The sequence below is a fragment of the Arthrobacter sp. MYb224 genome (genome assembly GCF_002975455.1).
Classification (GTDB): Bacteria; Actinomycetota; Actinomycetes; order Actinomycetales; family Micrococcaceae; genus Glutamicibacter.
This window is the reverse complement of sequence record NZ_PCPU01000010.1, coordinates 18134-45065: the sequence shown is the minus strand read 5'-3', so window position 1 is coordinate 45065 and position 26932 is coordinate 18134. Positions and strand designations below refer to the sequence as shown.

Below are 26932 nucleotides of genomic sequence, written 5' to 3'. Positions count from 1 at the left end.
TTCTGCCGCGCCGCACTTCGTGCGCCAACGGCACAGGCCGGCCCGCTCCCCGGAAGGAAGCGGACCGGCCTGAGTGCTGCGCGCCGAGCTCTAGCGGACTAGATCAGCCCGTCGCTGAGGTGGTTCGGCGTACCGAACCGGTGCGCGGTGATCGATACCGCCTGCTCGTGCAGGAACGGCAGCAACTCCACTCGTCCGGCACCGGTGACCGGCGAGGCGTAGATCGCCACATCGGGCTTGCCGTCGGTGGCCTCGGCAACGGCCTTGGCCGAACCGCCGATCAAGCGGATGCGCGAGGCCGCGGTCGGCCCCTCTTTCGCGGCCAGGCGCGCGGCCCGGGCGGCGAACGCCTCTGCATCTTCGCGGACCACCGTCACCGAGTGCTCGGCGAACAGGTTGCGCACCCCGCGTGGCAGGTCCGCATCCGCGGAGAAGATCACCCGGGAACCGGCGGTCACCCCGGCGGCCACCACGCGCAAGGCCTCGGTGATGCCGTGCCCGCTGGAGGCGGCTTCGAAGCGCACGGTGACATCCACCGGCTTGTAGCGGAAGATATTGCGCTCGGCGGCCAGTCCCGAACGGTCCTTGGCCGCGTTGAACTCCTGGTGCCACCACAGCTTGTCGCTGCCCAGCGCACCGCGCAACCAGTCGGCGTCTTCGCCCGATAGCTCCGCGGCGTTCAGCAGCCGCTCGTCGAAGGCCGACAAGGTGGCCGTTTCGGTCACCGGTGCATCGCGCCAGCTGCCCATGCCGACCAGGTAGTTCGGGCCGCCGGCCTTGGTGCCCGCGCCGATCGCCGAGCGCTTCCAGCCGCCGAAGGGCTGGCGCTGCACGATGGCACCGGTGATGCCGCGGTTCACGTAGATGTTGCCGGCCTGGATGTTCTCCAGCCAGTAGGCCATCTCCTCCGAATCCAGCGAGTGCAGCCCGGAGGTGAGCCCGAAGTCGATGTCGTTGACTATTTCGACCGCTTCTTCAAGGCTCTGCGCGGTCATCACGCCCAGGATCGGACCGAAGTACTCGGTCTGGTGGTATTCGCTGCCGCGCTGCACCCCGTAGCGCACGCCCGGGGAGTAGAGCTTGCCCGACTCGTCGAGCTGCTTCGGCTCGATGGCCCAGCGCTCCCCTTCGCCCAGGGTGGTCAAGCCGCGCGCGAGCTTCTCCCCCGGCACGTCGATCAGCGGTCCCATCTGGGATTCCGGGTTCCACGGGTAGCCGACGGTCAGCGATTTCACCGCGTCGATCAGCTGGCTGTTGAAGCGGCGCGATTCGGCCACCGAGCCGACCAGCACCACCAGCGAGGCGGCCGAGCACTTCTGCCCGGCGTGCCCGAAGGCCGAGGCCACCACATCGCGGGCGGCCAAGTCCAGGTCCGCATGCGGGGTGACGATGACCGCGTTCTTCCCCGAGGTTTCGGCCAGCAAGGGCAGATCCTTGCGGAAGGAGCGGAACAGCTGCGCGGTCTCGTAGCCGCCGGTGAGGATCAAGCGGTCAACGCGCTCGTCGGAGACCAGCTGCGTGCCGAGCTTCCGCTCGCCGGCGAAGACCAGCTGCAAGACGTCCTGGGGCACTCCCGCATCCCACAGGGTCTGCACCATCACCGAGCCGATGCGTGCGGCCAGCGTGGCCGGCTTGATGATCACCGCGGATCCGGCGGCCAGCGCCGACATGGTCGACCCGGCGGGGATCGCCATCGGGAAGTTCCACGGCGGGGTGACCACGGTCAGCTTCGAGGGCACAAAGCTTGCCCCGTCGACGTTTTCCAGGTCCAGGCCGCGCTGCGCGTAGTAGTGGGCGAAGTCGATCGCCTCGGAGATCTCCACGTCGCCCTGGTCGATGTTCTTCCCGCATTCGGAGCCGAGCACCTCCAGCAGCATCGCGCGGCGCTCTTCGAAGAGCAGTCCGGCACGGTGCAGGATCTCCGCGCGGCCGGCCGCGCCGAGCGCCTGCCAGCTGGCCGAGGCGTCCACGCCCATGGCGATGGTCTCATCCATTTGCGCGGTCGAGGACAGGGTATGGGCGGCGACCAGGTCCTTGCCGAGGTTCGAATCGCGCATTTTGGACAGGATCTCCCGGCCCCAGGCGCGGTTGGCGCCCAGGTTCGGGTCGGTGTCCGGGGTGTTGAAGAACTCGGTGGTTCCATCGGCGAATCCGGCCACCACCTCGGTCAGCGAGGCGTCGGGCAGCTGGCGGTTCTGCACGCGGTGCGTTGCCGGCACCACGTCATTCAGGTTTTCCAGCGAGGCGAGGAAGCGGTTGGTCTCACGCTCGAACAATTCCTCGTTCTGCTCCAGTTCGAAGACCGCGGACATGAAGTTCTCCTGGCTGGCGCCTTCTTCGAGGCGGCGGATCAGGTAGGCGATGGCCACGTCGAATTCGGCCGGGTGCACCACCGGGGTGTAGAGCAATAGCTCGCCCACGTCGCGGCGCACCGCTTCGGCCTGGCCGGTAGCCATGCCCAGCAGCATCTCGAACTCGATGCCGTGCTGCACGCCGCGGGCCTTGGCCAGCAGCCAGCCCAGCGCCACGTCGAAGAGGTTGTGCCCGGCGATGCCGATGCGCACGTTCTGCACATGTTCCGGGCGCAGCGCGTATTCGAGCACCAACTTGTAGCTGGTGTCGGTGTCCTGCTTGGAGTGGCAGGTGGCCAGCGGCCAACCGTGGATATCGGCTTCCATGATTTCCATCGGCAGGTTCGCGCCCTTGACCACGCGCACCTTGATCGGCGCGCCGCCGGCGGCCACGCGCGCGGCGGAGAATTCCTGCAGCTCGATCATCGCGCCCAGGGCGTCGGGCAGGTAGGCCTGCAGCACGATTCCGGCCGAGAGGTCCTTGAACTCCGGCAGCGACAGGAGCTTGGTGAAGACCGCGATGGTCAGTTCCAGGTCCTTGAACTCTTCCATGTCCAGGTTGATGAACTTCTTCGCGCTCGCGTTGTTGGCCAGCTCGTAGAGCGGGCGCAGCTTGGCCACGATGTGCTCCACGGCCTCGTCGAAGGCCCAGTGGTTATGCGGGGCCACGGTGGAGGACACCTTGATCGAGACGTAGTTCACGTCGTCGCGGGCCAACAGCTTGGAGGTGCCCTCCAGCCGGCGGTTCGCTTCGCCCTCGCCGAGGATCGCCTCGCCGAGCAGGTTCACGTTCAGGTTCACGCCTTCGCGCTTGATCTTGGAGATCGCGCCGCCCAGCTTGCTATCCGAGGCGTCGATGATCAGGTGGCCGACCATTTCACGCAGCACCTTGCGGGCCACGGGCACGACGATTCCCGGCAGCAGCGGAGCCATGGTGCCGCCCAGGGCGACGGCCTTGCGCAGATACCACGGCAGGAAGGCCGGCACCATCGGGGCCAGCCGCTTCAGGTTGCTGGCCGCGACCTTTGGATCCTCGGGGCGGATCACGCCGTCGACGAATCCCACGGTGAAGTCCAGGCCCTTGGGATCTTTCAGTACTCCCGCGAGGCGCGCCGCAGAGGCGTCGACCGGGAATGTGGCGGCTTCGGTCAGCCAGTGGCGGACCAAGGCGATGGTCTCATCGGCAAGTTCTGTGGGGTGGGTCAGTGGCTTGCCTGTTGCGTCAACCGCCGGAGCGACGGTTCGCTGTGAGGTGATAGAGGATGACATATTTGCCGTTCCCTTCGATGCAGTTCGTCCTTATATTGATACACCGATCGCGAATTTCGTTGTGGCTGACGAGCTTACGGAATCACCGGATAGTTGGCCGCGAAAATGCTGTGTGCAAGATCGAGTATGACCCCAACTTTGATTAAGCAAAAGTGAACAAACCCGAAGAGCTTCGTTCGGGTTTGCTAATGTATAAATGGGTGCACGAAACGCCCGGGCATAACTTCACTTAACATCCGCGTGAATAGGATATGAATCAGTGCTTGAACTGCGACGATTACGTCTTTTAAGAGAACTAAGCATCCGAGGAACGATCGCCGAGGTTGCGGATGTGCTCCGCTACTCCCCGTCCTCGGTTTCGCAGCAGCTCAGCCAGCTCGAAGACGAAGCCGGCGTCGAGCTTTTGCGACGCAATGGACGCAAGCTCCAGCTGACTCCGCAGGCCCAGGTTCTCGTCGCCCATACCGAGGAATTGCTCGGCTCCATGGAACGCGCCGAAGCGGACCTGGCGGCGACCATGTCCAACGTCTCGGGCACCGTGCGCCTGGCGGTTTTCCAGACCGCGATGCTCGCCATCATGCCGTCGGTCTTGCGCAAGCTGCACTCCATGCATCCGCATCTGCGCGTGGAGATGACCCAGCACGAACCCGAGGAAGCGCTGCACGAAACCAGCGCCCGCAACTTCGATCTGGTGATCGCCGAACAGTATCAGGGGCACGCGGCACCGATCTTCGAAACCCTCGATCGCCGCCACCTCGCGCACGACCCGATCCGCCTGGCGCTTCCGCTGCCCGGCGGCGAGGGCAACGCCGAATTCGACCGGACCACTTCGCTGGCCGATGCCGCCTCCCTGCCGTGGGTGATGGAACCGCCGGGCGCGGCAAGCCGGCACTGGGCGGAGCAGTCATGCCGCATGGCCGGATTCGAGCCGGACGTACGTTACGAAACGGCCGATCTTCAGGCACATGTCACCCTGGTCGAGACCGGCACCGCGGTGGCACTGCTGCCGGATCTGGTGTGGACCCAGTTCGAGCGGCAACTGCGTTTTGTGGACCTGCACAACGCCCCGGTGCGCACCATTTTCACCGCGATGCGGCACTCTTCGGCCCGGTCCCCGGCGATCCAGGCGGTGCGCACGCTGGTGCACGAACAGCTGGCAATTCAACACGAAACCGCGGAACTCGATTCTGATTCTGCGCACTAGTTCGATACGGTCTTTTAAGTTACAAATCCATAACGAGCAGGGAAGGTAGCCAAGACAAATAGAAAAATAAGTGCAATAGTGGTGACTCGCACCACTAGATCCGCGGTTCGCCGGGCGATAACACGCGCCGGTGAACAAAAAACGGCAATGAGGAAAAATGTCTGACCAGACTTATCAGATCATCGCAATCGCTTTTTACATGGCCGTGATGCTTGGCATCGGCTATGTAGCTTTCAGGCGAACATCGAATATCGACGATTACATGCTCGCAGGCCGTGGCCTGAAGCCGTGGGTGGCAGCGCTATCCGCAGGTGCAAGTGACATGTCGGGCTGGCTGTTGATGGGCCTGCCCGGCGCCATCTACCTTGGCGGCCTGCACGAAGCCTGGATCGCCATTGGCCTGCTGATCGGTGCCTGGGCGAACTGGAAGTTCGTCGCCCCGCGTCTGCGTTCCTACACCGCCATCTCACAGAACGCGATCACCATTCCGAGCTTCTTCGAGAAGCGCCTGAAGGATCGCAAGCACCTGCTGCGCATCGCCTCGGCGGTCATCATTCTCGTGTTCTTCACCTTCTACGTGTCCTCGGGCATGGTCGCCGCCGGCAAATTCTTCGAAGCTTCCTTCGGCTGGCCTTATTTGAACGGCATGATCTTCGTTGCCGTCATCACCTTGCTCTACACGCTGTTCGGCGGCTTCCTCGGAGCCTCGCTCACCGACGTGGCCCAGGGCCTGCTGATGTTCACCGCGCTGATCGCGGTGCCGATCGTCGCCGTCATCCAGATGGGCGACTTCGGCTCGCTGGCCTCGAAGATCACCGAGGTGAACCCGGAAGCCTTCAACCTGTTCTCCTCCTTCTCCGGCAGCAACTGGTTCCTCGCGGTCGTGGCGATTTTCTCCACCGCCGCCTGGGGACTGGGCTACTTCGGCCAGCCGCACATCATCGTGCGCTTCATGGCGCTGCGCAGCCCGGGCGAGGCCAAGACGGCACGCCGCATCGGCATCGGCTGGATGTTCCTGGCTTCGGCAGGCGCCATCGCCACCGCACTGGTGGGCGTCGCCTACTTCGCCGACGAACCGTTGACCGATGCCAGCAGCGAGACCGTGTTCCTGCTGCTCAGCCAGATCTTCTTCCACCCGCTGATCGCCGGCTTGGTGCTGGCGGCCGTGCTGGCAGCCATCATGTCGACGATGTCCTCGCAGCTGATCGTCTGCTCCTCGGCGTTGGTCGAAGATCTCTACAACATCACCGGACGCAAGGCCTCGCCTAAGGCACTGGTGATGCTCGGACGCACCGGCGTGCTGATCGTGGCGGTGATCGCCACGCTGCTGGCGCTGAGCCCGAGTTCCTCGATCCTGGACCTGGTCTCCTTCGCCTGGGCCGGTTTCGGCGGCTCCTTCGGCCCGATCGTGCTGCTGGCCCTGTACTGGCGCAAGCTGACCGCTCTGGGCGGCTTCGCGGGTATGGTTTCCGGTGCCGCGGTCGTCTACATCTGGGGCAACATCGACGTGCTTGCCAGCAACATGTACGAGATCGTGCCGGGCTTCATCGTCTCGCTGGTTGTCGCGTGGCTCGTTTCGCGGGCGACCTTCAAGCCGAACGCGGAGATCGACGCGGAATTCACCGCCATGGAAGAAGAACTCGGCGCGAAGGTTACCGCCTAGCGCGCACCTCGCTCTTCTTCACGAAACCGGCGCCCGCCGACTGCCCAACGGCACTCGGCGGGCGCCGGTTTTCTCCTTTAATCACCGCGTCGCCTCCGGGGCCGGCGCGACACTGCAGGGCAGCTCCGGGCGCGCATCACGCCCCGGCACAGCAAACCGAAGTAGCCTTGGAGAAGTCCGAAGTTTCTGATCAACTCGAAGGATGATCCGAGAATGGCGCAGATGCTCAATAAGTTCACCCGCTGGCAGCGCAGCGAATCGCAGTACCTCGCCGCGGACCCCGAGGCCGTGTATTCCATCGTCGGCAACCTGGCGCAGACCGGCAGCTGGATGAAAAGCTTCGACGGCTTCGTGGTGCACGATGACCAGCGCGGGGTAGGCACCAAGGTTGACCTGCGCCCGCCGGGCAAGCTGTTCGGCCCGCTGCACCGCGCCACCGCCCCATCCGGTTCGATCACCCGCCGCAATCCGGCCCAGCGCATGGTGGAGTTCACCCAGCCGCAGCCCGGCGGGGACATGGTCTTGCGCTGGCAGGTCGACTCCGCGGGCAGCGGCGCGCTGCTGCGCTTCACCGTTGCGCTGCGCGGGATCGGCACCGCCGCCTTCAAATTCAGCGTCGCCAATGCGCTGTGCGCCGACTTCGCGCTGGCGGCCGCCCGCCTGTTCAAGGTCATTCCACCGGCCGCGCACCGCACCGTACCGGCCCATGTGGTCATCTCCGGGGGCCGCGGCTTCCTGGGCCGCAATCTGGTCGCCGAGCTGGTCTGCCGCGGCGCCTCGGTCGCGGTGCTCACCCGGAACGCGGAACCGGACTTTCCGGCCGAGCAATACCCCTGGGACGGGCGCCATCAGGGGGCCTGGGCCAGCGCGCTGACCCACGAAAAGTATCCGGTGCACCTGATCAACTTGGCCGGCGAGCGCGTGGACAAGCGCAATACGGCCGAGAACATCGCCAAGCTGACCGCCTCGCGCGTGCAGAGCACCGCGACCCTGGCCGAGGCCGCCGCGGCGCTGGAGACCCCGCTGGCCAGCTGGATCCAGTCCAGCACCACGGCGATCTTCGGCGATGGCGGGGAAACCGAATTCACCGAGGACAGCCCGCTGCCCGAAGGCGCACGGGCGCTGCCGGAAATGACCGGCGTGGCCTCGGCCTGGGAGCAGGCCTACAACGACGCGCAGGTCAACGCGGCGCGCAGCTACGTGCTGCGCACCTCGTTGGTGATGCATCCCGATGCCCCGCTGCTCAAGCCGCTGAGCCTGCTGGTGCACACCGGCATGGGCGGTCCGCTGGGCAGCGGCAAGCAGTGGTTCAGCTGGATCGGGATGGAGGACTGGCTGCGCCTGGTGCGCAATCTGCTGGGCCTGGAAACTCCGCCGATCCCCGCGGGCGTTGTGCACGCGGCGAACCCGCACCCGCTGCGCAACCACGAGGTGATGGCCGCGCTGCGCTCGATCGCCGGGCTGCCCGGGCTGCCCACCGGTTCGCTGCTGCCCAAGCTTGGCGCCGCGGCGCTGGGCTCCAACGCCCGGGTGGCGCTGACCGGGCGCAAGGTCACCAGCCGGGTGCTGGCCGACGCTGGATTCGACTTCGCGCAGAACGACTTCGCCGCCACGCTACACGGCGAATAGCCGCCCTCCGCGCTTGCGTGCCGAAAGCACCATCGCGGTCTTGATCTGCACCATCTCGCCCCATTCGGTGTCCGAGATGAACCGGTACAGGTCCTTCTGCGTGCGCACGGTGACGTCGACGATCAGCTGTGCGTCCCCGGCGACGGCCGCCGCGTAGCGCACCTCGGGCAGCAGCCGCAGGCGCTGGCCGAGGGCCTCGACGCTGTGCGGGGAGGTCTGCACCCACAGCAGCGCCTCCACGGGGAAGCCGAGCAGCGCCGGTTCCACCAGCGTGCGGATGCTGATCTGCTCGCCGCGCAGCAGCCAGTCCACCCGGCGGGAGACCGAGGATTCGCTCATTTTCACCTGCCGGGAGATCGCATCGATGCTCGCCCGCCCGTCCTTGCGCAATACCTCGATGATCATCGAATCGTTTTCGGTGAGCCCGGGGGCCGGATTCCATTCGGTCAGCTCCCCGCCGGTGGCCGGGGTCAGCGCACGCTCCTGGGCCTCGCTGACCGGTTCGGCGCGCCAGGCGCGAATGGTCTTGAAGTACTTCAGGATCGGATAGACGGCCAGCGCATTCACCCCGGGTGTGGCCGGCAGCTGCATGGTGAGGATTTCGGCCAGGTCCCCGTCGTAATGCAGCTCGGTGACCACGTCGCTCTGCCCGGTGACCATATAGCTGAAGCTGGTATCCGGACGTTGGGCCAGCGCCTCGCAGGCCACCCGCACGGTCCCCGGCGCGCAGGTGAAGGAGGCGACCAGCGACCCGGAACGGTGCGCGATCGCCGCCACCGAAACTCTCCCGCTCTCCAGCAGCGCCTGGCCATAGCGCGCGACGGTCCGTTCCGGCTCGTGCAGCACCCTGGCGATCTTCCGCCAGGTGGCCCGCCCATCGATCTGCATCGCGATGACGATGCGGCGTTCCAGTTCGTTGAAAACTTCGTGCTGCGCCATGCGGTTTCCCTTCGGTGACTAAATCCTGCATCAACCGCGCAAGTCCATCACAGATTTGGCGGAAAACGACAAAAACTTGGCAATACGTGCCAATTATTGCCGTTATTGACGGAAGCTAGCAAGGTTATAACTAGATGCGATCCACATCACATCACGCTTAGTTACCTACCCTTATCAGGAGCCCACCATGCAGCCACAGCTCGTTCTGGCCGCTGGCGACCCGAGTTCAACGAACATCTGGGCCATCGCCAACACCCCCTTCCTGTGGTTCTGCGCCCTGGGCGTATTCGCAGTCATCTTCATCCAGACGGTCCTCTACTCGCGGGCGGCCAAGGTCGCCGCGCCGCATGTGGACATGCCGGCGCGCGAGCTGAAGGAGTCCTTCCGCGCCGGTGCGGTCGCCTCCGTCGGCCCCTCGCTGGCGGTCGTCTTCGTCGCCATTGCGCTGCTGGCCCTGTTCGGCACCCCCGCGGTGCTGGTGCGCATCGGACTGATCGGTTCGGTCTCGGCGGAAACCGGTTCGGCGACCATCTCCGCGGTCACCATGGGCGCCTCGCTGGGCGGGGCAGACTACACCCAGCAGGTCTTCGCGGTCGCGTTCATGGCGATGAGCCTGTCCGGGGCCATGTGGATGCTCGCCACGCTGATCCTCACCCCGATCATGAAAAAGGGCGGCAAATCGCTGGCCAAGCGCAATCCCGCGGTGATGGCGCTGATCCCCACCGCGGCCCTGCTCGGCGCGTTCTCCGCGCTGACCATCGCCGAACTGCCGAAGTCGAACGTCCACCTGATCCTGGTCGCGGTGTCCGCGACCACCATGGCGCTGTGCCTCTTCCTGGCCAAGGCGCTGAACGCGAAATGGTTGAAGGAATGGGCGTTGGGCATCTCCATCGTCGTTGCCATCACCGCCGGCTACTTCCTGCACACCGCAGCCTAAGACCAGGAGCACCACATGAGCACCTCAGCAGCACAACTGACCGGCGCCGACGCCTCGATGGCGCGCTTCGAAAAGCAAACCACCCGCTACGGCTCGCTGACCATGTCCGCCGGTCTGGTCTTCTCCCTGCTCGGCCCGATCTACCTGGTCTTCTTCAGCGACCTGGACATCGCCCCGTCGATGATCTGGGTGGCTTTCCTCGCGGTCGCGGCGACCTTCGGGGTGCTGTGGATCGTCGAACCGGCCACCTACTTCCCGATCCTCGGCTCGGCCGCCATGTACCAGGCGTTCATGATCGGCAACATCTCCAATAAGCTGCTTCCGGCCGCGATCGTCGCCCAGGCCTCCATCGGCGCGAAGCCGGGCAGCAAACGCGGAGACCTGGCCGCGGTGATGGCCATCTGCGGCGCCGCCACGGTCCACCTGACCAGCCTGCTGCTCTTCGTCGGGCTGCTGGGCACCTGGCTGGTGTCCATGGTTCCCGCCGAGGTGATCGAGGTTGCCCGCCTCTACATCCTGCCCTCGCTGATGGGTGCGGTGCTTGTGCAGTCCATCGTCGCGATGAAGTCGCTGCGCCCCACGCTGGTGGCCATCACGCTCGCGCTGCTGATGAACTTCGTGATCCTGCCGGCGGCTCCCGCGCTGGCGATGTTCGCCACCGCGCTGGTGGTCATCGCCTCCATCCTCGTTTCCTGGCTGGTCCGGGACCGCACCCAGTTCTCGGCGACCACCGAAGACTAAGCACCACCAAGCAAAGGAAGACCATGAACGAGATCGCGTTGAACCTCCAGGAGACCCGTGCGCTGCACGAAAGCTACCTGCACCTGCACGCACACCCCGAACTATCGATGCAAGAGCACGCCACCGCGGACTACATCCAGGGCCGGCTGAGCGATCTGGGCATCGAGAACTTCCGCTGCGGAGGCACCGGGGTGGTCGGGATCCATGCCAATGGCCCCGGCCCGGTGATCGCCTTCCGCGCGGATTCCGACGGGCTGCCGATCAAGGAAGACACCGGCGCGGACTACGCCTCGGTGGCCACCGGGGTACTGGCCGACGGCACCGAGGTGCCGGTAATGCACGGTTGCGGCCACGACACCCATGTGGCCTCCGCGCTGGCCGCGGCGCAGGTGCTGGCCCGAAGCACCGACAGCTGGTCCGGCACGGTGCTGTGGATCTTCCAGCCGGGCGAGGAAACCGCGGCCGGCGCGCAGGCGATGCTTGCGGACGGCCTGTGGGACAAGGTCCCGCACCCGCAGGTGGTGCTCGGCCAGCATGTCTTCCCCTTCCAGACCGGGTCCATCGCGGTCACCGAGGGCAGCGCGATGGCGCTGGCCGACTCGCTGAAGGTGACGCTCTTCGGCAAGCAGTCCCACGGCTCGCAACCCCAGGATTCCATCGACCCGATCGTGCTCGGCGCGCATATCATCACCCGCTTGCAGAGCATCGTTTCGCGCGAGCTGCATCCGCTGAGCCCGGCGGTGATCACCTGCGGCACCTTCCATGCGGGGCTGAAGGAGAACATCATTCCGGATCGCGCGGAGTTCACGCTGAATATCCGCACGCTCACCGAAGAGGTTCGCGCGCAGGTGCTCAGCGCGGTCACCCGCATCATCGAGGCCGAAGCAGCGGCCGGCAATGCGCCGGCGCCGCTGATCGAGCCGCTCTACAACTTCCCGCGGCTCTACAACGACCCGCAGCAGACCCAGTCTGTGGCTTCGGCCTTCGGCACCGAATTCGGTGCCGAGCAGGTGCGCTTCGTGCCCCCGGCCATGGGCTCGGAGGACTTCGGGGCGTTGGCCGATGCGCTGGGCGTACCGAATGTGTTCTGGATGTTCGGCGGCTTCGACACCACTGCTGGTCCCGCCCCGGTAAACCACTCCCCGCATTTCCTGCCCGACTATGTGCCAGCCCTGGATACCGGGGTACGGGCAGCCCTGGCAGCCATCGGGTATTACGTCGGCTCGGCTAGCTGACATCGTCACATGACAGAGAAAGTCCTAACGTGTCATTAAATTCACGTTAGGACTTTCTCGCGTCTAGGCTATTGCTCAACGCCAAAGCGCCCCAAAACTCACTATTCACCGCAGCTTTACCTCACCGTTGCTCTCGCCTTACTCGCACCCCCAAACATGGATAGAGCAACCGGTCCACAGCGTGTCCAGCGTCGGGCACGTGAAGAATTACTAGGTCTACCACTTCGAAGGAACGACATCCCATGGCAAATTTTCTTGAGGCGAGCGAAGGCTCTGCACGACCGCAGATGCCCAAACCAAGCGATCTGGCCAATTTACGCAAGCAGGTCGGCAAAGCGCAGTCGCAGGAAAGCGTTTTGGACGAGATGACTGCCAATGTTGCCGTGGATGCCGCCTATAACGACGACGAGAGCATCGTGGAGGCTCCACGCGTCGTGAATTTTGGCCGCACGCTGAAGAATATGAGCGAGGTGCGCCATTTCTTCCGCACCAACCAGACTCCGATCTATTTCATCGGCGCCACCCCGGTGAACCTGCTGGGCCTAGACCGCTGGGTGCGCAAATTCAGCTACATCACCTACTACGACGGCTGGGACGGGCACCACCCGCGGGTCTTCACCCCGAGCGAGAAGCCGCATGTGGACTTTCAGAGCTCCGAAGAGATCAACAACTGGCTGCTGGAAAACCCCGAGGTGCGCGAATACATCGATACCCACCGCGCAGCCGGTGGCCAGCGCCCGAAGATCGCGATGGTGTTCTTCGACGAGGAGACCGAGGCGATCTGCGAGGAGCTGGGCTACGACCTGATCCTGCCTTCGCACGAGCTGCGCACCCATCTGGATTCGAAGATCGTCACCACCGAACTGGGCAACGCCGCCGGCGCCCACTCGGTGCCGAACGTGCTGGGCACCGCCGACTCCTATGCGCAGCTGCAGAAGCTGTCCCGCGGGGCGAAGCTCGGCGATGACCTGGTCGTGCAGACCCCGTACGGCGATTCGGGCAAGACCACGTTCTTCATCACCAGCGAGGATGATTGGAACCAGTACTCCAAGCACATCATCGGCGAGCAGCTCAAGGTCATGAAGCGGATCAACAACCAGCCGGTAGCCGTGGAAGCGGTGCTCACCCGCTGCGGCACCGTCGTCGGCCCGATCCTCACCGAGCTGGCCGGATACAAGGAGCTGACCCCGTACAAGGGCGGCTGGTGCGGCAACGAGATGCACCCCGATGTGGTCACCGACGGGCAGCGCGCCCGCGCCATCGAACTGGTCCGCAAGGTCGGGGCGGGGCTTGAATCCACCGGGTACCGCGGTTTCTTCGAGGTCGATGTGCTGGTCGACACCGACACCGACGAGGTATATCTGGGCGAATTGAACCCACGCATCTCCGGGGCGAGCGCGATCACCAACGTGACCGCCGGCGCCTACGCGGATGTCCCGCTGTTCCTCTTCCACTTGCTCGAATACCTCGACGTGGACTTCGAACTGGACGTCGATGAGATCAACGCGCGCTGGGAGGAGCTCTCCGGGGCGGACGTGTGGAGCCACATGATCATCAAGGAAACCGATGACATCGTGCAGTACATCACCCATGCCCCGCGCACCGGCAAGTACTTCCTGGACTCCAAGGGCAAGCTGCAGTTCTCGCGCAGCGCGCTGGACTGGCACCAGCTGCAGAACCACAAGGAAGCGTTCTTCCTGCGCATCTACGGCGCCGAAGATTACCGCTGGAAAGGCGCTGATTTGGGCGTATTGGTGACCAAGGCGAAGCTGCAGTATGAGGGGAAGAAGAAGACGAAGTTGACCATCGACGCGAAGCACTTCATCTCCTCGATCCGCGCACAGTACAAGGGCATCGACGTTCCGCCGTCCGAAAACCGCTAACCCAGCATCACTCTCCCGTTCAACCGCTGGTGGTAGGCTCCGAAACACAGAGCACAACAGCGTTCCCAAGAGAAGACGGACCAGCAGATGACCAGCGGCCTAGCGATATCCGAGTTAACGATCGCCAACTGGCAGTATCCGGAAAACATCCAGGTATCCTTCCAGAACCTCGCCGAGTTCTTGCCTACCACCAAGGTCTCCCGCGGCGATGACGCGATCGCGAAACTGCCGTTCACCGAAATGGAGATCGGCGAGCTTGAGGTAGCCAAGGTCTCCGCGTCCGACCCGTCGATGACCGTGCGCGGGGTCATTAACTCGACGAACACCGATGGCCTGCTGGTGATGCGCAATGGCCGGGTGCTGGTGGAGAAGTACTACAACACCATGACCTCGCTGACCGACCACCTGTTGATGTCGATGAGCAAGACCGTCGTGGGCACCGTGGCAGGCGCGCTGGCAGGCGCGGGAAAGTTGGACGTGGACGCGCTGGTCACCGACTACGTGCCGGCTCTGGAACGCTCGGGTTATGCCGGGGCGACGGTCCGCCACCTCCTGGACATGCGTTCGGGCATCCAGTTCTCCGAGGAGTACCTGGATCCGAAGGCCGAGGTGCGCCTGCTGGAGGAGGCCATCGGCTGGACCGAGCCCAGCGGCGCGATCGGCCCGATCGGAATGTACGACTACCTGCTGACGCTGAAGTCCAAGGGCGAGCACGGCGGTCCGTTCGAGTACCGTTCCTGCGAGACCGACGTGCTCGGCTGGGTGCTGGAGGCCGCCGGCGGCGCGCGCATGGCGCAGCTGCTCTCCGAATATGTCTGGGCGAAGATCGGCGCGCAGCAAGATCTGGTGATGGGCACCGATCAGTTCGGCACCGGCATGTACGACGGCGGTTTTAATGCGACGCTGCGCGACCTGGCGCGCCTCGGCCACCTGTACGTCAACGACGGGGTGGCGCTGACCGGGCAGAAGGTTTTCGATCCGGACTGGATTCGGGACACCTTCACCGCCACCGAGGACCAGCTCAAGGCCTTCGCCGACTCACCGGGCGACAATATGATGCCCGGCGGGCACTACCGCAACCAGATCTGGTTCCCCTACCCCAAGTCGAATGTCGCCCTGGCGCTGGGCATCCACGGGCAGATGATCTACATGAATCCCGCCACGAAGATGGTCTGCGTGAAGCTCTCCAGCTGGCCGCTGCCGCAGGATGCCTCCAAGCTCTTCCCGACAATCCGCGCCTTCGATGCGATCGCCAATCATTTGGCCGAACAGGACAGCCTCTAGGCTTTCGGCCTCGCGACCATCTACTGACCGCGCCCCGGATTCGGGACCGCGTGCCGGGGCCGGGACCGTTCAATAAGACCGGCAGGTCACGTGTTGGCATCCGCTACCAGCGCCTCGTCCCGGTGCGGCAGCGACGATCCGCTGGTGCCGGACGACCGGCCGATCAGCCGAACCGAAGTACAGCGGGAGCGGTTGACCTGACTGGACTGCCTCGGGCTTCAAATACTGGCGCCGAGATCAATACCCCGGGCACAGCACGGCTGATAACAGGCGGCAGCCGCAAGAAACCGAAAGTGAGCGGCTCGCGCTTCGACGTTTCGCCAGAGGCAGACAAGCTGCTTTGCGCGGTATTGCCGTTGCCGCTCCGCAAAGCTGCCTAGCCGGTATCGCTACGCTGGGACAAACTTCATAAGTCCGTGCTAGATACTGATCAGCCTTCCGCCGCGTTTGCGTGCCTTGACGACAAACGAGGTTTTGACTTGAAGCATTGAATCTCCCCAAGCGCTATTCGAGATGAAATCATAGAGTTCCGTTTGGCTAGCCACTGTCACGTTAACGACGAGCTGGCAGTCTCCCGCCACGGCCGCTGCGTAGCGCACCTCGGGGCGCCTCGCCAGCCGTTGGCCTAATTGCTCAACTTGAATGGGAGAAGTAGACACCCACAGCAATGCTTCGGTAGGAAGTCCCACAGCAGACGGTTCGACCAGTGCCCGAATGGCTATCTGCCCGCTGGCCAGCAGCCAGTCGATTCGGCGTGCAACAGAAGTCTCGCTCATCGCCACACGTCGTGCGATTGACTCGATACTGGCCCGGCCATCTTCGCGCAAGGAGCTGATGATCAGTTGATCTTTAGGGACCAAATCGGGTTTGGCCTTCCAACTGGTGACATCGGGGTGCTTGCGCAGAGAATTTTCTTCGGCCGCATTTAGCGAGCCAAGCCGCCAGCCGCGAACCGTCTTGAAATACTTGAGCACAGGATAGGCCACGACAGATGAGACTCCGGGCGTGGCTGGAAGCTCCAATGAGAGAACATCGGTGAGGTCCCCGTCGTAGTGCATTTCCACGACGAGATCCTCACGCCCTGTGACCTGATACGAAAAGCTGGTATCTGAACGGGAAGACAGCGCTTCGCTTGCGAGCCGGCCGGTTCCCGGAGCACAGGTGCAAGCTATCAGCAGCGAGTGCTCTCGGTGCCTGACTGCAGCCACTGTGACAACTCCGCTCTCCAATAGCCACGCGCCGTGGCGCGCAACCGAGCGTTCCGGTATGTCTAGTACCGTGGCAATCTTGCGCCAAGTAGCCCGGCCATCAACTTGAAGCGCCGCAATTATTCGCCGTTGCGTGGTACTGAGCTCTGTCATATCTTCCTGTTTCTCGGTCGTGCAAGGTCGAACCTCACCGCTTAGCCCAGTAGTGCTTGCTTACCAATCGATGCATATTTCAATGCGCGTTGTCTTCTCAATCCGGCAATGTCCTCTTTCGCCAGCTTGGTCAGTGCAATAGATATTATCTGTCCGATTTCTTGTGCAAAGCGCCTAGGCGCTTTGCACACATCGTACTCCTCGGGCACAATCGCTTGCACAATCCCCGCACGTTTCAGAGAGAAAGCATCAGTTTGCTGGGCATGCGCCAGCGTAGACGCATGCTCGGTGTCTCGATAGATAATGGCGCTCGCCCCTTCGGGAGGCAGCGGGGAGAGCCAGGAATTTGCGGCTGCAATGGAAATGTCAGCAGGCAGCAGCGCCAAAGCTCCTCCCCCAGTCCCTTGGCCGAGTAGCAGCGATACGCTTGGCACGTTAAGTCCAACCAAAGCACTCAACGACCGGGAAATTTGTCCGGCCATGCCGCCTTCTTCCGCGCTTTGGCTCAACGCTGCGCCTTCTGTATCAATCACCGTAACCAACGAGATTCCCAGGTTCTCCGCTAGCTGCGCGCCCCGGCGCGCCTCGCGAAGGAACGCTGGCCCCATTGGCTCAGTGGACCCCGAACCATTCAGGCCAGAGCGGTCTTGGCCAACGAGCACGACTGGATGTCCACCAATTCGGGCGATAGCCAGATACATTCTGGGATCCCTATCGCCCTCGTTGCTCCCCGAAAGTTGCATTGCATCGCTCGACGCATATTTAACTACATGGCGCACCGATGGACGGCGCGCTTTTCGAGTTGCCAGGATTGCCTGCCAGACCTGGTGCTCGCCCAACCGACGATCTGCCACTGTTGGGAACTCAGCCGCAACTGAAAGGCCATCACTGGGACGAAGAATTCTCAAGGCCCGGTTGACGATGCTTGCGAGTTCTTCCAGAGGGACCACCGCGTCGATAAGTCCATGTCGCTTGAGGTTCTCAGCAACTTGGACTCCTTCCGGGAAAGGATGCTGGTAGATAGTTTCATATACCCGGGGTCCGAGAAATCCCAGAAGAGCTCCCGGCTGCGAAATGGTTATATGGCCCGCTGACCCCCATGAAGCCATCACTCCGCCTGTCGTTGGGTGACGCAAATACACCAGATATGGAAGCGAGGCCTCCGTGTGGGCGCGCACCGCTGCAGTGATATGCACCATCGACACAAATGCCGGAGTACCTTCCTGCATTCTGGTTCCGCCGGAAGCTGGAGAGGCGAGCACCGGCAAGCCCCGTGCAGTTGCTCGTTCGAAGGCCGCGACGATTCGTTGCGCAGCATTGCGCCCAATCGACCCGGCCAGAAAATCGAATTCGGAAAGCACCACAGCAACTTGTTGCCCCTTAACCGTGCCGAACCCCGAAATTACTGCTTCATCCGATCCGGAACGGAGTGCTGCTTGCTCGAGTTGTTCTCGGTAGGCGGCCGCAGCGAAGGAATAGTCTACCGGCTCATCCCAGCTGGTGAAGCTGCCGGGATCCAGTACCTGCTCGATGATTGCTCTGGTAGTGATTCGTTCGACGCGCGCCGGATCACTGCTCATGTTGCTACCTGCGCTGCGTCTTGCCCAAGCCATTCGCGGATTTCCTGCTCGTGCTGGTTAAGCAACGGGGGTGCAGTATGTTCTTTTCGAGTTACTTCGTGCTTGCCGTCAAAGAACCTCAAAGGTGCGCCAGGGAGCTCCACCTGGCCCAGCACAGGGTGCTGGACCTGTAACACGAGGCCTTGCGAACGAACCTGGTCCCACTCATATACCTCATCGAGGGTACGAACGATACCCGCTGGAATTCCGGCTTCCCCTAGCTGCTTGAGCAATGGCTGGGTGGGAATCTGTATGAATACCTTTTCAATGATCGCAATTAGCTCCTCACGGCGTTCAACTCTTTGCGCATTCGATTCGAAGCCGGCTGTGGGCAACTGGAATTTCTCAACCAGCGCTTGCCACAGCTTTGGGCTGCCGACGCTGATCTGCACGAAACCGTCGGCGGAACGGAATAAACCGTATGGTGCAATGGAAGGGTGATGGTTTCCCTGGGCTTTGGGAACCTGCCCCGCAACGGTATTGCGAGTTCCCTGAAACGCATGAACGCCGACAATTGCGGCCAGCAACGAGGTACGGACCTGCTGACCGAGTCCGGTACGCTCACGTTCCAGCAGAGCGGCCAAGACACCATAGGCTCCGTACATGCCCGCTAGCAGGTCACCTATGGGCACCCCAACTTTTTGCGGGTCATCGGCAGAGGGGCCAGTCAAGGACATGAGTCCAGCTTCACCCTGAAGTATTTGGTCATAGCCGCTACGCGCCGCTTCCGGACCGTCATGCCCGAAACCTGAAATCGAGAGCATCACCAGTTTCGGGTTGATCTCATGCAGCAATTGCGTGGTGAGTCCCAACCGGTCCATGACACCGGGACGGAAGTTCTCCACGAGGACATCGGCCTTTTTGATCATTGAACGCAGCGTCTCGAAGCCATCGGCGCTCTTCAGATTCAAAACAATAGAACGCTTATTGCGATTGCAGGACAGGAAGTAGGTGGATTGCCGGTCCTCCTCCGGTCCAACAAAAGGTGGCCCCCACCCCCGAGTGTCATCCCCGCCGTTGGTGCTCTCGACTTTGATGATTTGGGCACCCAGATCCCCTAACATCATTGTCGCGTGCGGCCCCGCCAGAGCACGAGACAGGTCTATTACCGTGTACCCGGTCAAGGGGCCGTTTTCTTGGGCATTAGCATCGAAGCTCATTGTTTTCGCTACCTTTCCAACTATGCGCTGATCGTTCGGACCGGATTGGCCAACACAGATTGCGGGTTGGTCGCAAGCAGGGGCGCCGTTGCTGCGAAGGGCGCTTGTTCTTCATATCCGGCGGCCCAATTAAGCAAGTTGACGTCTTGATAGTGATTGGCAGCCAGTTGCCAGCCGACTGGAAGCCCGGATTTAGTGAATCCTCCAGGCATCGAAATCACCGGAAGCCCGGTGGCCGAGAGCAAGCAGGCGGAGCGCATCCAATCAAGATAAGTTTCAGCCTGAGTTCCCGCAATTTGTTCAGGCCAGCGGATAGCGGCATCAAACGGCAGGACCTGCGCGGCAGGTGAAAGGAACAGGTCATATCTGGAGAAATAAGCCTGGACGGCTTGTTCCAGCCGCGTACGCGCAGCAACCGTGGAAATCATTGATTCGCCGTCCAGCGCCCACCCTTTTTGCACATTCCAGATCACTTCTGGCTTGATAAGTGATTCCTTGCTGCGTACGAGTTCACCTAGGTTCGTCGCGAAATCAAACGCTCGGGTATTTCCGAAGACCTCATCGGCATCCGTGAAATCTATGCACCCTTGTTCCACGATGGCACCAGCGGCTTCGAATACGGATAACTGGGATTTAAGGACTTCGATGATTTCTGGCTCAACTGGCACTCCGATACCAAAATCGAAGCTGTATCCAATGCGCACCCCACGCAAATTTGGCGTTGGGGCAACAAAATCCTCTGCCTTGAGCGTATTTGGCGTAGGAAGTGCGGTGTCCCCCGCGCTAGAGCGCATAAATAGCGCGATATCTTCCACAGTGCGCGCGATCGGTCCTGAGCGAGCTAGCCACGAGTATGCGTTGGACGGCGATTCCATTGGAATCACACCGTACGAGGGCCGGAACCCAACAACATTGCAGAAGCTAGCTGGAATGCGCAGTGAACCGCCCATGTCGGATCCGTCGCCAAGTGGCTGGATGCGAGCCGCAACCGCTGCTGCCACGCCGCCGGATGAACCGCCAGCGGATCGATCCGGGGCAAACGGATTAGTGGTCGTACCGAAAACTTCATTAAAAGTGTGCGAACCGGCTCCAAATTCTGGAACATTGGTTTTGCCAGTTCGGATGGCTCCGGCCCCAGCCAGCCTGGCGATCTGCAAGTCATCATGTTCTGGAACGTAGTGCTGCAGTGCCAATGAACCCTGAGTGGAGACCAATCCTGCCGTATTGAACGTATCCTTATGCGTCATCGGCAAGCCATGCAGCACACCAACTTCCCCATTGCGAGCGGTAATCTCGTCGGCGGTAGCAGCCAAGGTCGACGCGCGATCGAAGTCAGTGGTGACAACGGCATTGACCTGTGCGTTGACAGCTTCGATTGCCTGCATATGGCTTTGAAGGGCCTCGCGGGCAGATAATTCTCGGCTTCGAATTTTATTGGTCAGCTCTACAGCGCTGAGCCGCTGGATCTCATTCATGACAAACCTTTCAGACATCAACAGTCGTGCGACGTATGCCACAATCCTCACTCGCTAGTGGCGACATGGGGAATAGGGGTGCTAAAAATAGTGAGTTTTGCAGGATCCGGCCACTTATTTGGCGATTTCTCCAGTTCCTTGCCGCAACCAGACGCGCAGGGCACTATTTATTTCATGAGATCCACATCACAAAGTTGATGCGAAATTTAGGAGAGTCCCATGGGCCTACCACTTTCAGCAGGAAATCCAGGTTCGACCGACATCTGGGCCATAGCCAATATCCCTTTTCTATGGATATGCGCTCTGGGTGTCTTCGCCGTTATCTTTATTCAGACGATTCTCTACGTCAAAGCCACCAAGGCGGCTGCTCCACATGTCGACATGCCGCTGCGCGAAGTTAAAGAGGCCTTCCGCGCTGGCGCTGTCGCATCCATAGGCCCATCGCTTTCGGTTGTGCTGGTCGCCATCGCTCTACTAGCCCTGTTCGGAACGCCTGCCGTACTGGTACGCATTGGGCTAATCGGTTCGGCATCAACTGAAACGGCGAGCGCCAACCTCGCTGCGCAGTCCATGGGGTCGATGCTGGGCGGCGATACGTATACCCAACAGGTTTTTGCCGTCGCCTTTATAGCCATGAGCTTGTCTGGTGGCATGTGGATGCTATGCACTCTGCTGCTCACCCCGATACTGAAGCGTGGTGGAAAGTCCCTGGCAAAACGCAATCCCGCTGCCATGGCGTTGATTCCCAGCGCCGCACTACTCGGCGCCTTCAGCATGCTGACCATCGCCGAAATCCCCAAATCCAATATCCATATGATGCTGGTCCTAATCTCCGCGACATCAATGGCCCTATTCCTCTTCCTCGCCAAAACACTGAATGCCAAGTGGCTCAAGGAATGGTCTTTGGGTTTTGCGATCCTCATCTCGATCACCGCCGGCTACCTGATGCACACCGCATAGAAAATGTGAAAGGAATTAAGTGATGAGCACACCGACTTTAAATAACGCTGATGCCTCGATGGCCCGTTTCGAGAAGCAAACCACACGTTATGGCTCTATCACCATGACGGCTGGATTGCTCTTCTCGCTGCTGGGCCCGGCCTATCTCGTGCTGTTCACCGATCTTGAGATCAGCCCAGCAATGATCTGGGTGGCATTCGCGGCTGTGGCCGCCACCTTCGGGGTCTTCTGGTTTGTGGAGCCGCTGACCTACTTCCCCATCCTCGGCTCAGCTGCTATGTATCAAGCTTTCATGATTGGCAACATCTCCAACAAGCTGCTGCCGGCGGCCATTGTGGCCCAATCCTCAATCGATGCCAAGCCAGGAACACGGCGTGGGGATTTGGCCGCCGTCATGGCGATTTGCGGGGCTGCCACTGTCCATCTGACCAGCTTGCTGGTCTTTGTCGGCTTCTTCGGTTCTTGGATGATTTCGGTCATTCCAACCGAAATGATCGAAGTTGCCCGCATCTACATCCTGCCGTCGCTGATGGGTGCAGTCCTAGTTCAAGCGATAGTTGCAATGAAGCAACCACGACCAACCCTGATCGCAATCCTGCTTTCACTAATCATGTATTTCGCTGTCATTCCTCTGGTGCCTTCGCTGGCGCTGTTCGCTACCGCTCTGGTTGTAGTATCTTCCATCATATTTTCCTGGATTTTCCGGAATCGCCGGACTGTCCATGCAAGCCCCGAAGACTAAAAGGATCCCCCATGAACCACGAAATTACCGCCTCGCTCAGCACAACTCTAGATAGCGAGCAAACCTCGGCCATGCACGAGATGTATCGTCATCTGCATGCCAACCCGGAACTCTCCATGCAGGAACATCGGACGGCAGCCTACATCTCGCAACAGCTCGATGCACTAGGTATCGAGAACTTCGCGTGCGGTGGAACCGGTGTAGTCGGGATCCAGCGCAATGGTGAGGGGCCTGTCATCGGGTTCCGGGCCGATACCGACGGCCTTCCTATCGCGGAGGATACCGGCGCCGACTACGCTTCCAGTGTTCGCGGCACGTTGGCAGACGGCACCGAAGTCCCTGTTATGCATGGCTGCGGACATGACACGCATGTGACTGCCGCTCTGACGTCAGCTGCTCTGTTGTCCGAACAGACCGACGCTTGGAGCGGTACCATCGTCTGGATCTTCCAGCCCGGTGAGGAAACAAGCGCCGGAGCCCGAGCCATGCTGGACGACGGACTTTGGGACAAGGCACCGCGACCAGAAGTAATACTGGGCCAGCACGTCTTTCCGTTTGCCGCCGGTTCCATTGGAATCACTAGCGGACCGGCCATGGCCATGGCTGATTCGCTAAAAGTTACCTTGCGCGGTAAGCAGTCACACGGTTCTATGCCGCAGGACTCTATTGATCCGATCCTGCTTGGAGCGCATACGATCACGCGCTTGCAGGGTCTAGTATCCCGAGAGCTGCATCCACAAACGCCCGCCGTAGTTACCTGCGGCACCTTCCACGCGGGTCTGAAGGAAAATATCATTCCCGATCACGCCGAATTCACGCTGAATATCCGCACCCTCGACGACAGCGCACGCTCCAAGATCCTCAGCGGAGTAAAACGAATAGTCGAGGCAGAAGCCGCCGCTTCCAATGCACCAATTCCTGAAATCGTGAAGCTCAATTCATTCCCGAAACTTCACAACGATCCGGAACACACCGAACGAATCAAGCAGGCACTGACTGCAGAGTTGGGTGCCGACCAAGTAGCAGAGCTGCCCCCGGCTATGGGATCGGAAGATTTCGGCGCGCTAGGGGATGAAATAGCCGTTCCGTACGTATATTGGTTTTTCGGCGGATTTTTGCCGCGCACAGGCGATTTTCCAGTCAACCACTCGCCGTATTTCCTACCGGACTACGAACCAACGCTGGCAACCGGCGTACGTGCGGCAACGGCCGGGATTGGTCATTACCTGGCCAGATAGGGATCGTCCGGAATCCCCCGGGGACTGTTAGCTCAGGCTTCGCCCCCGGGGGATTCCCGCTACTCAGGCAGCTAGGGCGTGTCTCACAAACATTGCTGGGACCAGGCGATGACCGCGTTGAGCACCACCGCGGCGCGGAACACGATCGCGAGCTTGTCGGAGTGAACCGCCCTGGGTTTCGTTCCGTTCTTCATGCAAGGATGGAACCGAACCAGAGATGCTCTCCCGAGATGCGCGAGCGCGCCCTCCGGATGCTCGATGAAGCGCGCGCGAGCGGCGGTCGACCGAACCTGATGTCCGCGGTGCGGCATGCCGCCTCGGCCTGCTCGGTATGAGCGCCGCGACCGAATCAGCCCAGCGAACGCTCGCTGGATAGGGAACCCGATAGGGACGAAACTCAGAGCGATTCAGTTCGCGTCGTGACTGAACATGTTCGAAGGCTGGTTCTCGGTTCTCACCGCAAGGCGAGCTCATCGAGTGCCGCGCTGAGCGCATGAGCCAACGCCTGGCGGGTCGCCGGCGACAGTGCGGTCATCTCAGCCTCGGCATCGTTGTAGCGCGCGCGCGCGAGCCGCTCCAACAGGGCTCTGGTCTTCGCAGTGACAGTGATCGTCTTGCTCCGCCGGTCGACGGGACTCTTAGTACGGCGTAGGTAGCCCGCAGTTTCCAGACGATCGATCATCTGCGTCGCAGAAGGTTGTGACAGCCCGAGCGAGAAAGCGATCGTCGAGGGAGTCGATGCCGCGCCGCGCGCCACTCGATCAAGCAGGATCGCCTGGGTTGCCGTCACCGACGCTGCGTCGAGGACCGCCAGATCACCGCGGCGAACGCTGCGCACCCGGTCCGAGACTTGCACGAACAGCGCAGCGAGATTTGCGTCGTCGGTCATAGGTGCGGAGCGTTGAACATTACCTTTGCCGACTCATCCATCTTGGTGTTCTGGTAGGCGGTACAGAACCACCGCTGTCCACGACGTACGAACGTGAACGTCTGAAACTTGTCGTGAGGCGTATCCTCGGCACCTAAGCCGCCGACGGTGGTGAACACTGCCGAGGTCTCCGAAAGCTGCACCTTCCGGATCGGCGTCACCCGCATCTTCTTTCCATCGAGCCACTTCGAGAAAATCTCCGCGTGGCCCTCGACGATTCGCTGGCGGCCGTGCTGCAGCTCGCCGGACCAGGCCACGTAAGTCGCATCCTCTTCGAACTCGGCACCGTACGCCTCGGCATCTGCGTTGTTCCATGCATCGCGGATGCGGTCCAAGCATGCTTCAGGTGTATCCATTTCCGTCATCCTCCCGAGTAGTTGTCTCCATAGTAGTTCACGCGCATGAAGCATTCAAGTGGTGTGATGCATCGCTGGGGGTGGCTCGTGCTCGTGTGATCTTGATCATGATGTCCTCGACGGTCTCAGTCCACATGAACGGTTGGGGGTCGTCGTTCCAATGTGAAGCTCAGTGGTCGATCGCGCTCTCTAGGACATGGCTTGTAAACATCGCTGGGTCCAGGCGATCACCGCGTTGAGCACCACGGCGGCGCGGAACACGATCGCGAGCTTGTCGTAGCGCGTCGCGAGCCCACGCCACTGCTTCACATCACTGAAGCGCCGCTCCACGACGTTGCGCCCCTTGTATTCGACTGCGTCGAAGCCAAGAGGGCGCCCGCCGCGCGACCCGCGTCGTTTGCGGTGAGCCTGCTGATCGCGCGGTTGCGGGATCACGGCGCGGATCCCGCGATCGCGCAGGTGGGCGCGGATTGCGCGGGAGGAGTACGCCTTGTCTCCACGGACCGCGTCGGGACGCGTGCGGGGACGCCCGAGTGGGCGCGCGACACGGAGCCTGGATAGCAGTGGCAGTAACGCGGGCGCATCGCCGGACTGGCCGGGCGCAACGGCGACCACCATCGGGAGCCCATGGTCGTCGACAAGCTGGTGGATCTTCGTCGACAGCCCGCCGCGGGAGCGTCCGACCGCGTGATCAGGCTGCTCGACGGCCGGATCCGTGTAATTCAATCCAGCCCCTGTGGGGCGCGTGACATTGGTCGCGTGCTGATGCGCACGGGCAATCGACGAGTCCACCGACACCGTCCAGCCGATCTTCCCGTCCCGATCAGCGGCGGCCAGCAGCCCCTGATGGATCTGGTCCCAGGTGCCGTCGCCGGCGAGGTTGCGGTGCCACCGCCACACGGTCTGCCATGGGCCGAACTCTCGCGGCAGGTCGCGCCACGCAATCCCGCACCGGTATCGGTAGATGATGCCCTCCACGATCGCCCGCGCGTCCGAGAACGGGCGGCCCTGGCGGCCCGTTCGGGACGGAAGGACCGGCGCGATCAACGCCCACTGATCATCGGAGAGGAGCTGGAAGCGCGACACCCCTCCAGAGTCTCAGCCAGACCGCTCAACCTTTATAAGACACGCCCTAGCGTTTCAGAGCTCGCTGCGCCCTTGTAGGTAGGCGCGCAGAACCTGCAGCACCCCGTGCTCGGTATTCGCCGGGGCGGTGAAGTTCGCCGCGGCGGCCACCACCGGGTGGGCGTTGGCCATGGCGAAGGAATAGGTGGCGGCCTTGATCATTTCCAGATCGTTCGGGTAGTCGCCGAAGACGGCCGTTTCATCGGCCCCGACGCCGAGTTTTTCCTGCAGCGCATTGAGCGCAAGGCCCTTGTGCACCCCATGGTTCATGGCATCGACCCAATGGCTTCCGGAGATCACCACCTGCAGCGGAACTTCCAGGGCCGCGGCCATCTCCTGCACCGCGCCGGTGCCCACGTTCACCGCCATCTTGATGATCTCGTCCTGCACCTGAGTCAGGTCCTCGACGACCTGCACCGCACGGTAGTACGGGGCGATCGCGGCGGTGAAGGCCGCGTCGCTGCGTTCCACATAGGCGGTGCGCCGGCCGCAGAGCACCAGTCCGGCATCCAGCTGTTCCTGGGCGCGGACCGCGGCGATCACCGCGGCGACCGATGTTCCGGCGATGATGTTCGAGTAGATCTCGTTCTCGCCGTGCATCACCACGGTGCCGTTCTCGGCGATGATGGCGATTTCGCCCAATTGCGCGAACTGTTCGCGCAGCGTGGCGAACTGCCGCCCGGAGGCCGGGACAAAGCTGATGCCCTGCCCCTGCAGTTCGTCGATCACGGCCCAGGCCGCCTCGGGGATTTGCCCCTCACCGTCCAAGAAGGTGCCGTCCATGTCAACGGCGACGAGCTTGATTTGGGCGTTCGGGTCAATGGTATGCATAG

Annotated in this window: 21 protein-coding genes and 1 pseudogene; 11 read left to right on the top strand and 11 right to left on the bottom strand. The window is 62.1% G+C overall.

Features of this window, described 5'->3' with window-relative positions:
- Positions 1 to 98 precede the first annotated feature (98 nt).
- Entirely contained in the window at positions 99 to 3620 is a 3522-nt protein-coding gene (locus tag CQ017_RS15760; RefSeq protein WP_105554500.1) for a bifunctional proline dehydrogenase/L-glutamate gamma-semialdehyde dehydrogenase, read from the bottom strand.
- Positions 3621 to 3879: 259 nt separating this feature from the next.
- Between CQ017_RS15760 and CQ017_RS15755 the strand changes: the two genes are divergently transcribed.
- The 3 genes from CQ017_RS15755 to CQ017_RS15745 all read left to right on the top strand — a co-directional run bounded on the left by CQ017_RS15755 (position 3880) and on the right by CQ017_RS15745 (position 8116).
- A complete protein-coding gene (locus tag CQ017_RS15755; RefSeq protein ID WP_105554499.1) occupies positions 3880 to 4824 on the top strand; it encodes a LysR substrate-binding domain-containing protein in 945 nt (314 codons plus the stop codon).
- Positions 4825 to 4981: 157 nt separating this feature from the next.
- The gene (gene putP, locus CQ017_RS15750) at positions 4982 to 6487 is read left to right on the top strand and encodes a sodium/proline symporter PutP (protein ID WP_105554498.1); all 1506 of its coding nucleotides are present in this window, start codon (positions 4982 to 4984) and stop codon (positions 6485 to 6487) included.
- Positions 6488 to 6700: 213 nt separating this feature from the next.
- The gene (locus CQ017_RS15745; RefSeq protein ID WP_105554497.1) at positions 6701 to 8116 is read left to right on the top strand and encodes an NAD-dependent epimerase/dehydratase family protein; all 1416 of its coding nucleotides are present in this window, start codon (positions 6701 to 6703) and stop codon (positions 8114 to 8116) included.
- Here CQ017_RS15745 and CQ017_RS15740 read toward each other — a convergent pair.
- Positions 8102 to 9055 carry an Lrp/AsnC family transcriptional regulator gene (locus CQ017_RS15740; protein ID WP_105554496.1) on the bottom strand — a complete coding sequence of 318 codons (954 nt, stop codon included), beginning with the start codon at positions 9053 to 9055 and terminating at the stop codon, positions 8102 to 8104. The two genes, CQ017_RS15745 and CQ017_RS15740, sit on opposite strands and share 15 nt — an antisense overlap.
- A 187-nt stretch (positions 9056 to 9242) precedes the next feature.
- On the opposite strand from CQ017_RS15740, the gene CQ017_RS15735 reads away from it, so the two are divergent.
- The 5 genes from CQ017_RS15735 to CQ017_RS15715 all read left to right on the top strand — a co-directional run bounded on the left by CQ017_RS15735 (position 9243) and on the right by CQ017_RS15715 (position 15135).
- The gene (locus CQ017_RS15735) at positions 9243 to 9992 is read left to right on the top strand and encodes a DUF5058 family protein (RefSeq protein WP_105554495.1); all 750 of its coding nucleotides are present in this window, start codon (positions 9243 to 9245) and stop codon (positions 9990 to 9992) included.
- 15 nt (positions 9993 to 10007) lie between these two features.
- The gene (locus tag CQ017_RS15730) at positions 10008 to 10733 is read left to right on the top strand and encodes a hypothetical protein (RefSeq protein WP_105554494.1); all 726 of its coding nucleotides are present in this window, start codon (positions 10008 to 10010) and stop codon (positions 10731 to 10733) included.
- Between the two features lie 23 nt (positions 10734 to 10756).
- Positions 10757 to 11968, top strand: coding sequence for an amidohydrolase (locus CQ017_RS15725; RefSeq protein WP_105554493.1), 1212 nt, complete (start codon positions 10757 to 10759; stop codon positions 11966 to 11968).
- A gap of 242 nt (positions 11969 to 12210) precedes the next feature.
- Positions 12211 to 13851, top strand: a complete 1641-nt coding sequence (locus tag CQ017_RS15720; protein ID WP_219843957.1) for a biotin carboxylase — start codon at positions 12211 to 12213, stop codon at positions 13849 to 13851.
- An 87-nt stretch (positions 13852 to 13938) separates the two neighbouring features.
- Positions 13939 to 15135, top strand: a complete 1197-nt coding sequence (locus CQ017_RS15715) for a serine hydrolase (RefSeq protein ID WP_105554492.1) — start codon at positions 13939 to 13941, stop codon at positions 15133 to 15135.
- Between the two features lie 419 nt (positions 15136 to 15554).
- Here CQ017_RS15715 and CQ017_RS15710 read toward each other — a convergent pair whose 3' ends face one another.
- From CQ017_RS15710 to CQ017_RS15695, 5 genes and pseudogenes are all read right to left on the bottom strand, one after another.
- Entirely contained in the window at positions 15555 to 16193 is a 639-nt protein-coding gene (locus CQ017_RS15710) for an Lrp/AsnC family transcriptional regulator (protein ID WP_258133764.1), read from the bottom strand.
- Positions 16194 to 16355: 162 nt separating this feature from the next.
- Positions 16356 to 16496, bottom strand: a pseudogene (locus tag CQ017_RS18575) (AsnC family protein); the annotation flags it as partial.
- Positions 16497 to 16537: 41 nt separating this feature from the next.
- A complete protein-coding gene (locus tag CQ017_RS15705; protein ID WP_105554555.1) occupies positions 16538 to 18076 on the bottom strand; it encodes a carboxyl transferase domain-containing protein in 1539 nt (512 codons plus the stop codon).
- Positions 18073 to 19275, bottom strand: a complete 1203-nt coding sequence (locus CQ017_RS15700; protein WP_105554490.1) for a CaiB/BaiF CoA-transferase family protein — start codon at positions 19273 to 19275, stop codon at positions 18073 to 18075. The genes CQ017_RS15705 and CQ017_RS15700 overlap by 4 nt, the downstream gene beginning before the upstream one ends.
- Before the next feature lie 20 nt (positions 19276 to 19295).
- The gene (locus CQ017_RS15695; RefSeq protein ID WP_105554489.1) at positions 19296 to 20750 is read right to left on the bottom strand and encodes an amidase; all 1455 of its coding nucleotides are present in this window, start codon (positions 20748 to 20750) and stop codon (positions 19296 to 19298) included.
- A gap of 219 nt (positions 20751 to 20969) precedes the next feature.
- Between CQ017_RS15695 and CQ017_RS15690 the strand changes: the two genes are divergently transcribed.
- From CQ017_RS15690 to CQ017_RS15680, 3 genes are read left to right on the top strand one after another with little or no spacing between them, the layout of a single operon-like run.
- Positions 20970 to 21710: a DUF5058 family protein gene (locus CQ017_RS15690; protein WP_105554488.1), complete on the top strand. Its 741-nt coding sequence runs from the start codon at positions 20970 to 20972 to the stop codon at positions 21708 to 21710.
- 22 nt (positions 21711 to 21732) lie between these two features.
- The gene (locus tag CQ017_RS15685; RefSeq protein WP_105554487.1) at positions 21733 to 22452 is read left to right on the top strand and encodes a hypothetical protein; all 720 of its coding nucleotides are present in this window, start codon (positions 21733 to 21735) and stop codon (positions 22450 to 22452) included.
- A gap of 11 nt (positions 22453 to 22463) precedes the next feature.
- Positions 22464 to 23690: an amidohydrolase gene (locus tag CQ017_RS15680; RefSeq protein ID WP_181150572.1), complete on the top strand. Its 1227-nt coding sequence runs from the start codon at positions 22464 to 22466 to the stop codon at positions 23688 to 23690.
- 454 nt (positions 23691 to 24144) lie between these two features.
- Here CQ017_RS15680 and CQ017_RS15675 read toward each other — a convergent pair whose 3' ends face one another.
- The 4 genes from CQ017_RS15675 to CQ017_RS15660 form a co-directional block, all read right to left on the bottom strand.
- The gene (locus CQ017_RS15675) at positions 24145 to 24579 is read right to left on the bottom strand and encodes a MarR family transcriptional regulator (protein WP_105554486.1); all 435 of its coding nucleotides are present in this window, start codon (positions 24577 to 24579) and stop codon (positions 24145 to 24147) included.
- Positions 24576 to 24974 (bottom strand): SgcJ/EcaC family oxidoreductase, encoded by a 399-nt coding sequence (locus CQ017_RS15670; RefSeq protein WP_181148610.1) that lies wholly within the window; start codon positions 24972 to 24974, stop codon positions 24576 to 24578. Before CQ017_RS15670 ends, CQ017_RS15675 begins: the two co-directional genes overlap by 4 nt.
- Before the next feature lie 189 nt (positions 24975 to 25163).
- The gene (locus tag CQ017_RS15665) at positions 25164 to 26060 is read right to left on the bottom strand and encodes an IS5 family transposase (RefSeq protein WP_105554484.1); all 897 of its coding nucleotides are present in this window, start codon (positions 26058 to 26060) and stop codon (positions 25164 to 25166) included.
- Between the two features lie 54 nt (positions 26061 to 26114).
- Positions 26115 to 26930 (bottom strand): Cof-type HAD-IIB family hydrolase, encoded by an 816-nt coding sequence (locus CQ017_RS15660; RefSeq protein ID WP_105554483.1) that lies wholly within the window; start codon positions 26928 to 26930, stop codon positions 26115 to 26117.
- Positions 26931 to 26932: the final 2 nt, after the last annotated feature.

Coding starts and splice junctions, on each gene's coding strand:
- CQ017_RS15760 (WP_105554500.1), bottom strand. CDS start 3,620: ATGTCATCCTCTATCACCTCACAGCGAACCGTCGCTCCGGCGGTTGAC.
- putP (WP_105554498.1), top strand. CDS start 4,982: ATGTCTGACCAGACTTATCAGATCATCGCAATCGCTTTTTACATGGCC.
- CQ017_RS15745 (WP_105554497.1), top strand. CDS start 6,701: ATGGCGCAGATGCTCAATAAGTTCACCCGCTGGCAGCGCAGCGAATCG.
- CQ017_RS15740 (WP_105554496.1), bottom strand. CDS start 9,055: ATGGCGCAGCACGAAGTTTTCAACGAACTGGAACGCCGCATCGTCATC.
- CQ017_RS15735 (WP_105554495.1), top strand. CDS start 9,243: ATGCAGCCACAGCTCGTTCTGGCCGCTGGCGACCCGAGTTCAACGAAC.
- CQ017_RS15730 (WP_105554494.1), top strand. CDS start 10,008: ATGAGCACCTCAGCAGCACAACTGACCGGCGCCGACGCCTCGATGGCG.
- CQ017_RS15725 (WP_105554493.1), top strand. CDS start 10,757: ATGAACGAGATCGCGTTGAACCTCCAGGAGACCCGTGCGCTGCACGAA.
- CQ017_RS15720 (WP_219843957.1), top strand. CDS start 12,211: ATGGCAAATTTTCTTGAGGCGAGCGAAGGCTCTGCACGACCGCAGATG.
- CQ017_RS15715 (WP_105554492.1), top strand. CDS start 13,939: ATGACCAGCGGCCTAGCGATATCCGAGTTAACGATCGCCAACTGGCAG.
- CQ017_RS15710 (WP_258133764.1), bottom strand. CDS start 16,193: ATGCACTACGACGGGGACCTCACCGATGTTCTCTCATTGGAGCTTCCA.
- CQ017_RS15705 (WP_105554555.1), bottom strand. CDS start 18,076: ATGAGCAGTGATCCGGCGCGCGTCGAACGAATCACTACCAGAGCAATC.
- CQ017_RS15700 (WP_105554490.1), bottom strand. CDS start 19,275: ATGAGCTTCGATGCTAATGCCCAAGAAAACGGCCCCTTGACCGGGTAC.
- CQ017_RS15695 (WP_105554489.1), bottom strand. CDS start 20,750: ATGAATGAGATCCAGCGGCTCAGCGCTGTAGAGCTGACCAATAAAATT.
- CQ017_RS15690 (WP_105554488.1), top strand. CDS start 20,970: ATGGGCCTACCACTTTCAGCAGGAAATCCAGGTTCGACCGACATCTGG.
- CQ017_RS15685 (WP_105554487.1), top strand. CDS start 21,733: ATGAGCACACCGACTTTAAATAACGCTGATGCCTCGATGGCCCGTTTC.
- CQ017_RS15680 (WP_181150572.1), top strand. CDS start 22,464: ATGAACCACGAAATTACCGCCTCGCTCAGCACAACTCTAGATAGCGAG.
- CQ017_RS15675 (WP_105554486.1), bottom strand. CDS start 24,579: ATGACCGACGACGCAAATCTCGCTGCGCTGTTCGTGCAAGTCTCGGAC.
- CQ017_RS15670 (WP_181148610.1), bottom strand. CDS start 24,974: ATGGATACACCTGAAGCATGCTTGGACCGCATCCGCGATGCATGGAAC.
- CQ017_RS15660 (WP_105554483.1), bottom strand. CDS start 26,930: ATGCATACCATTGACCCGAACGCCCAAATCAAGCTCGTCGCCGTTGAC.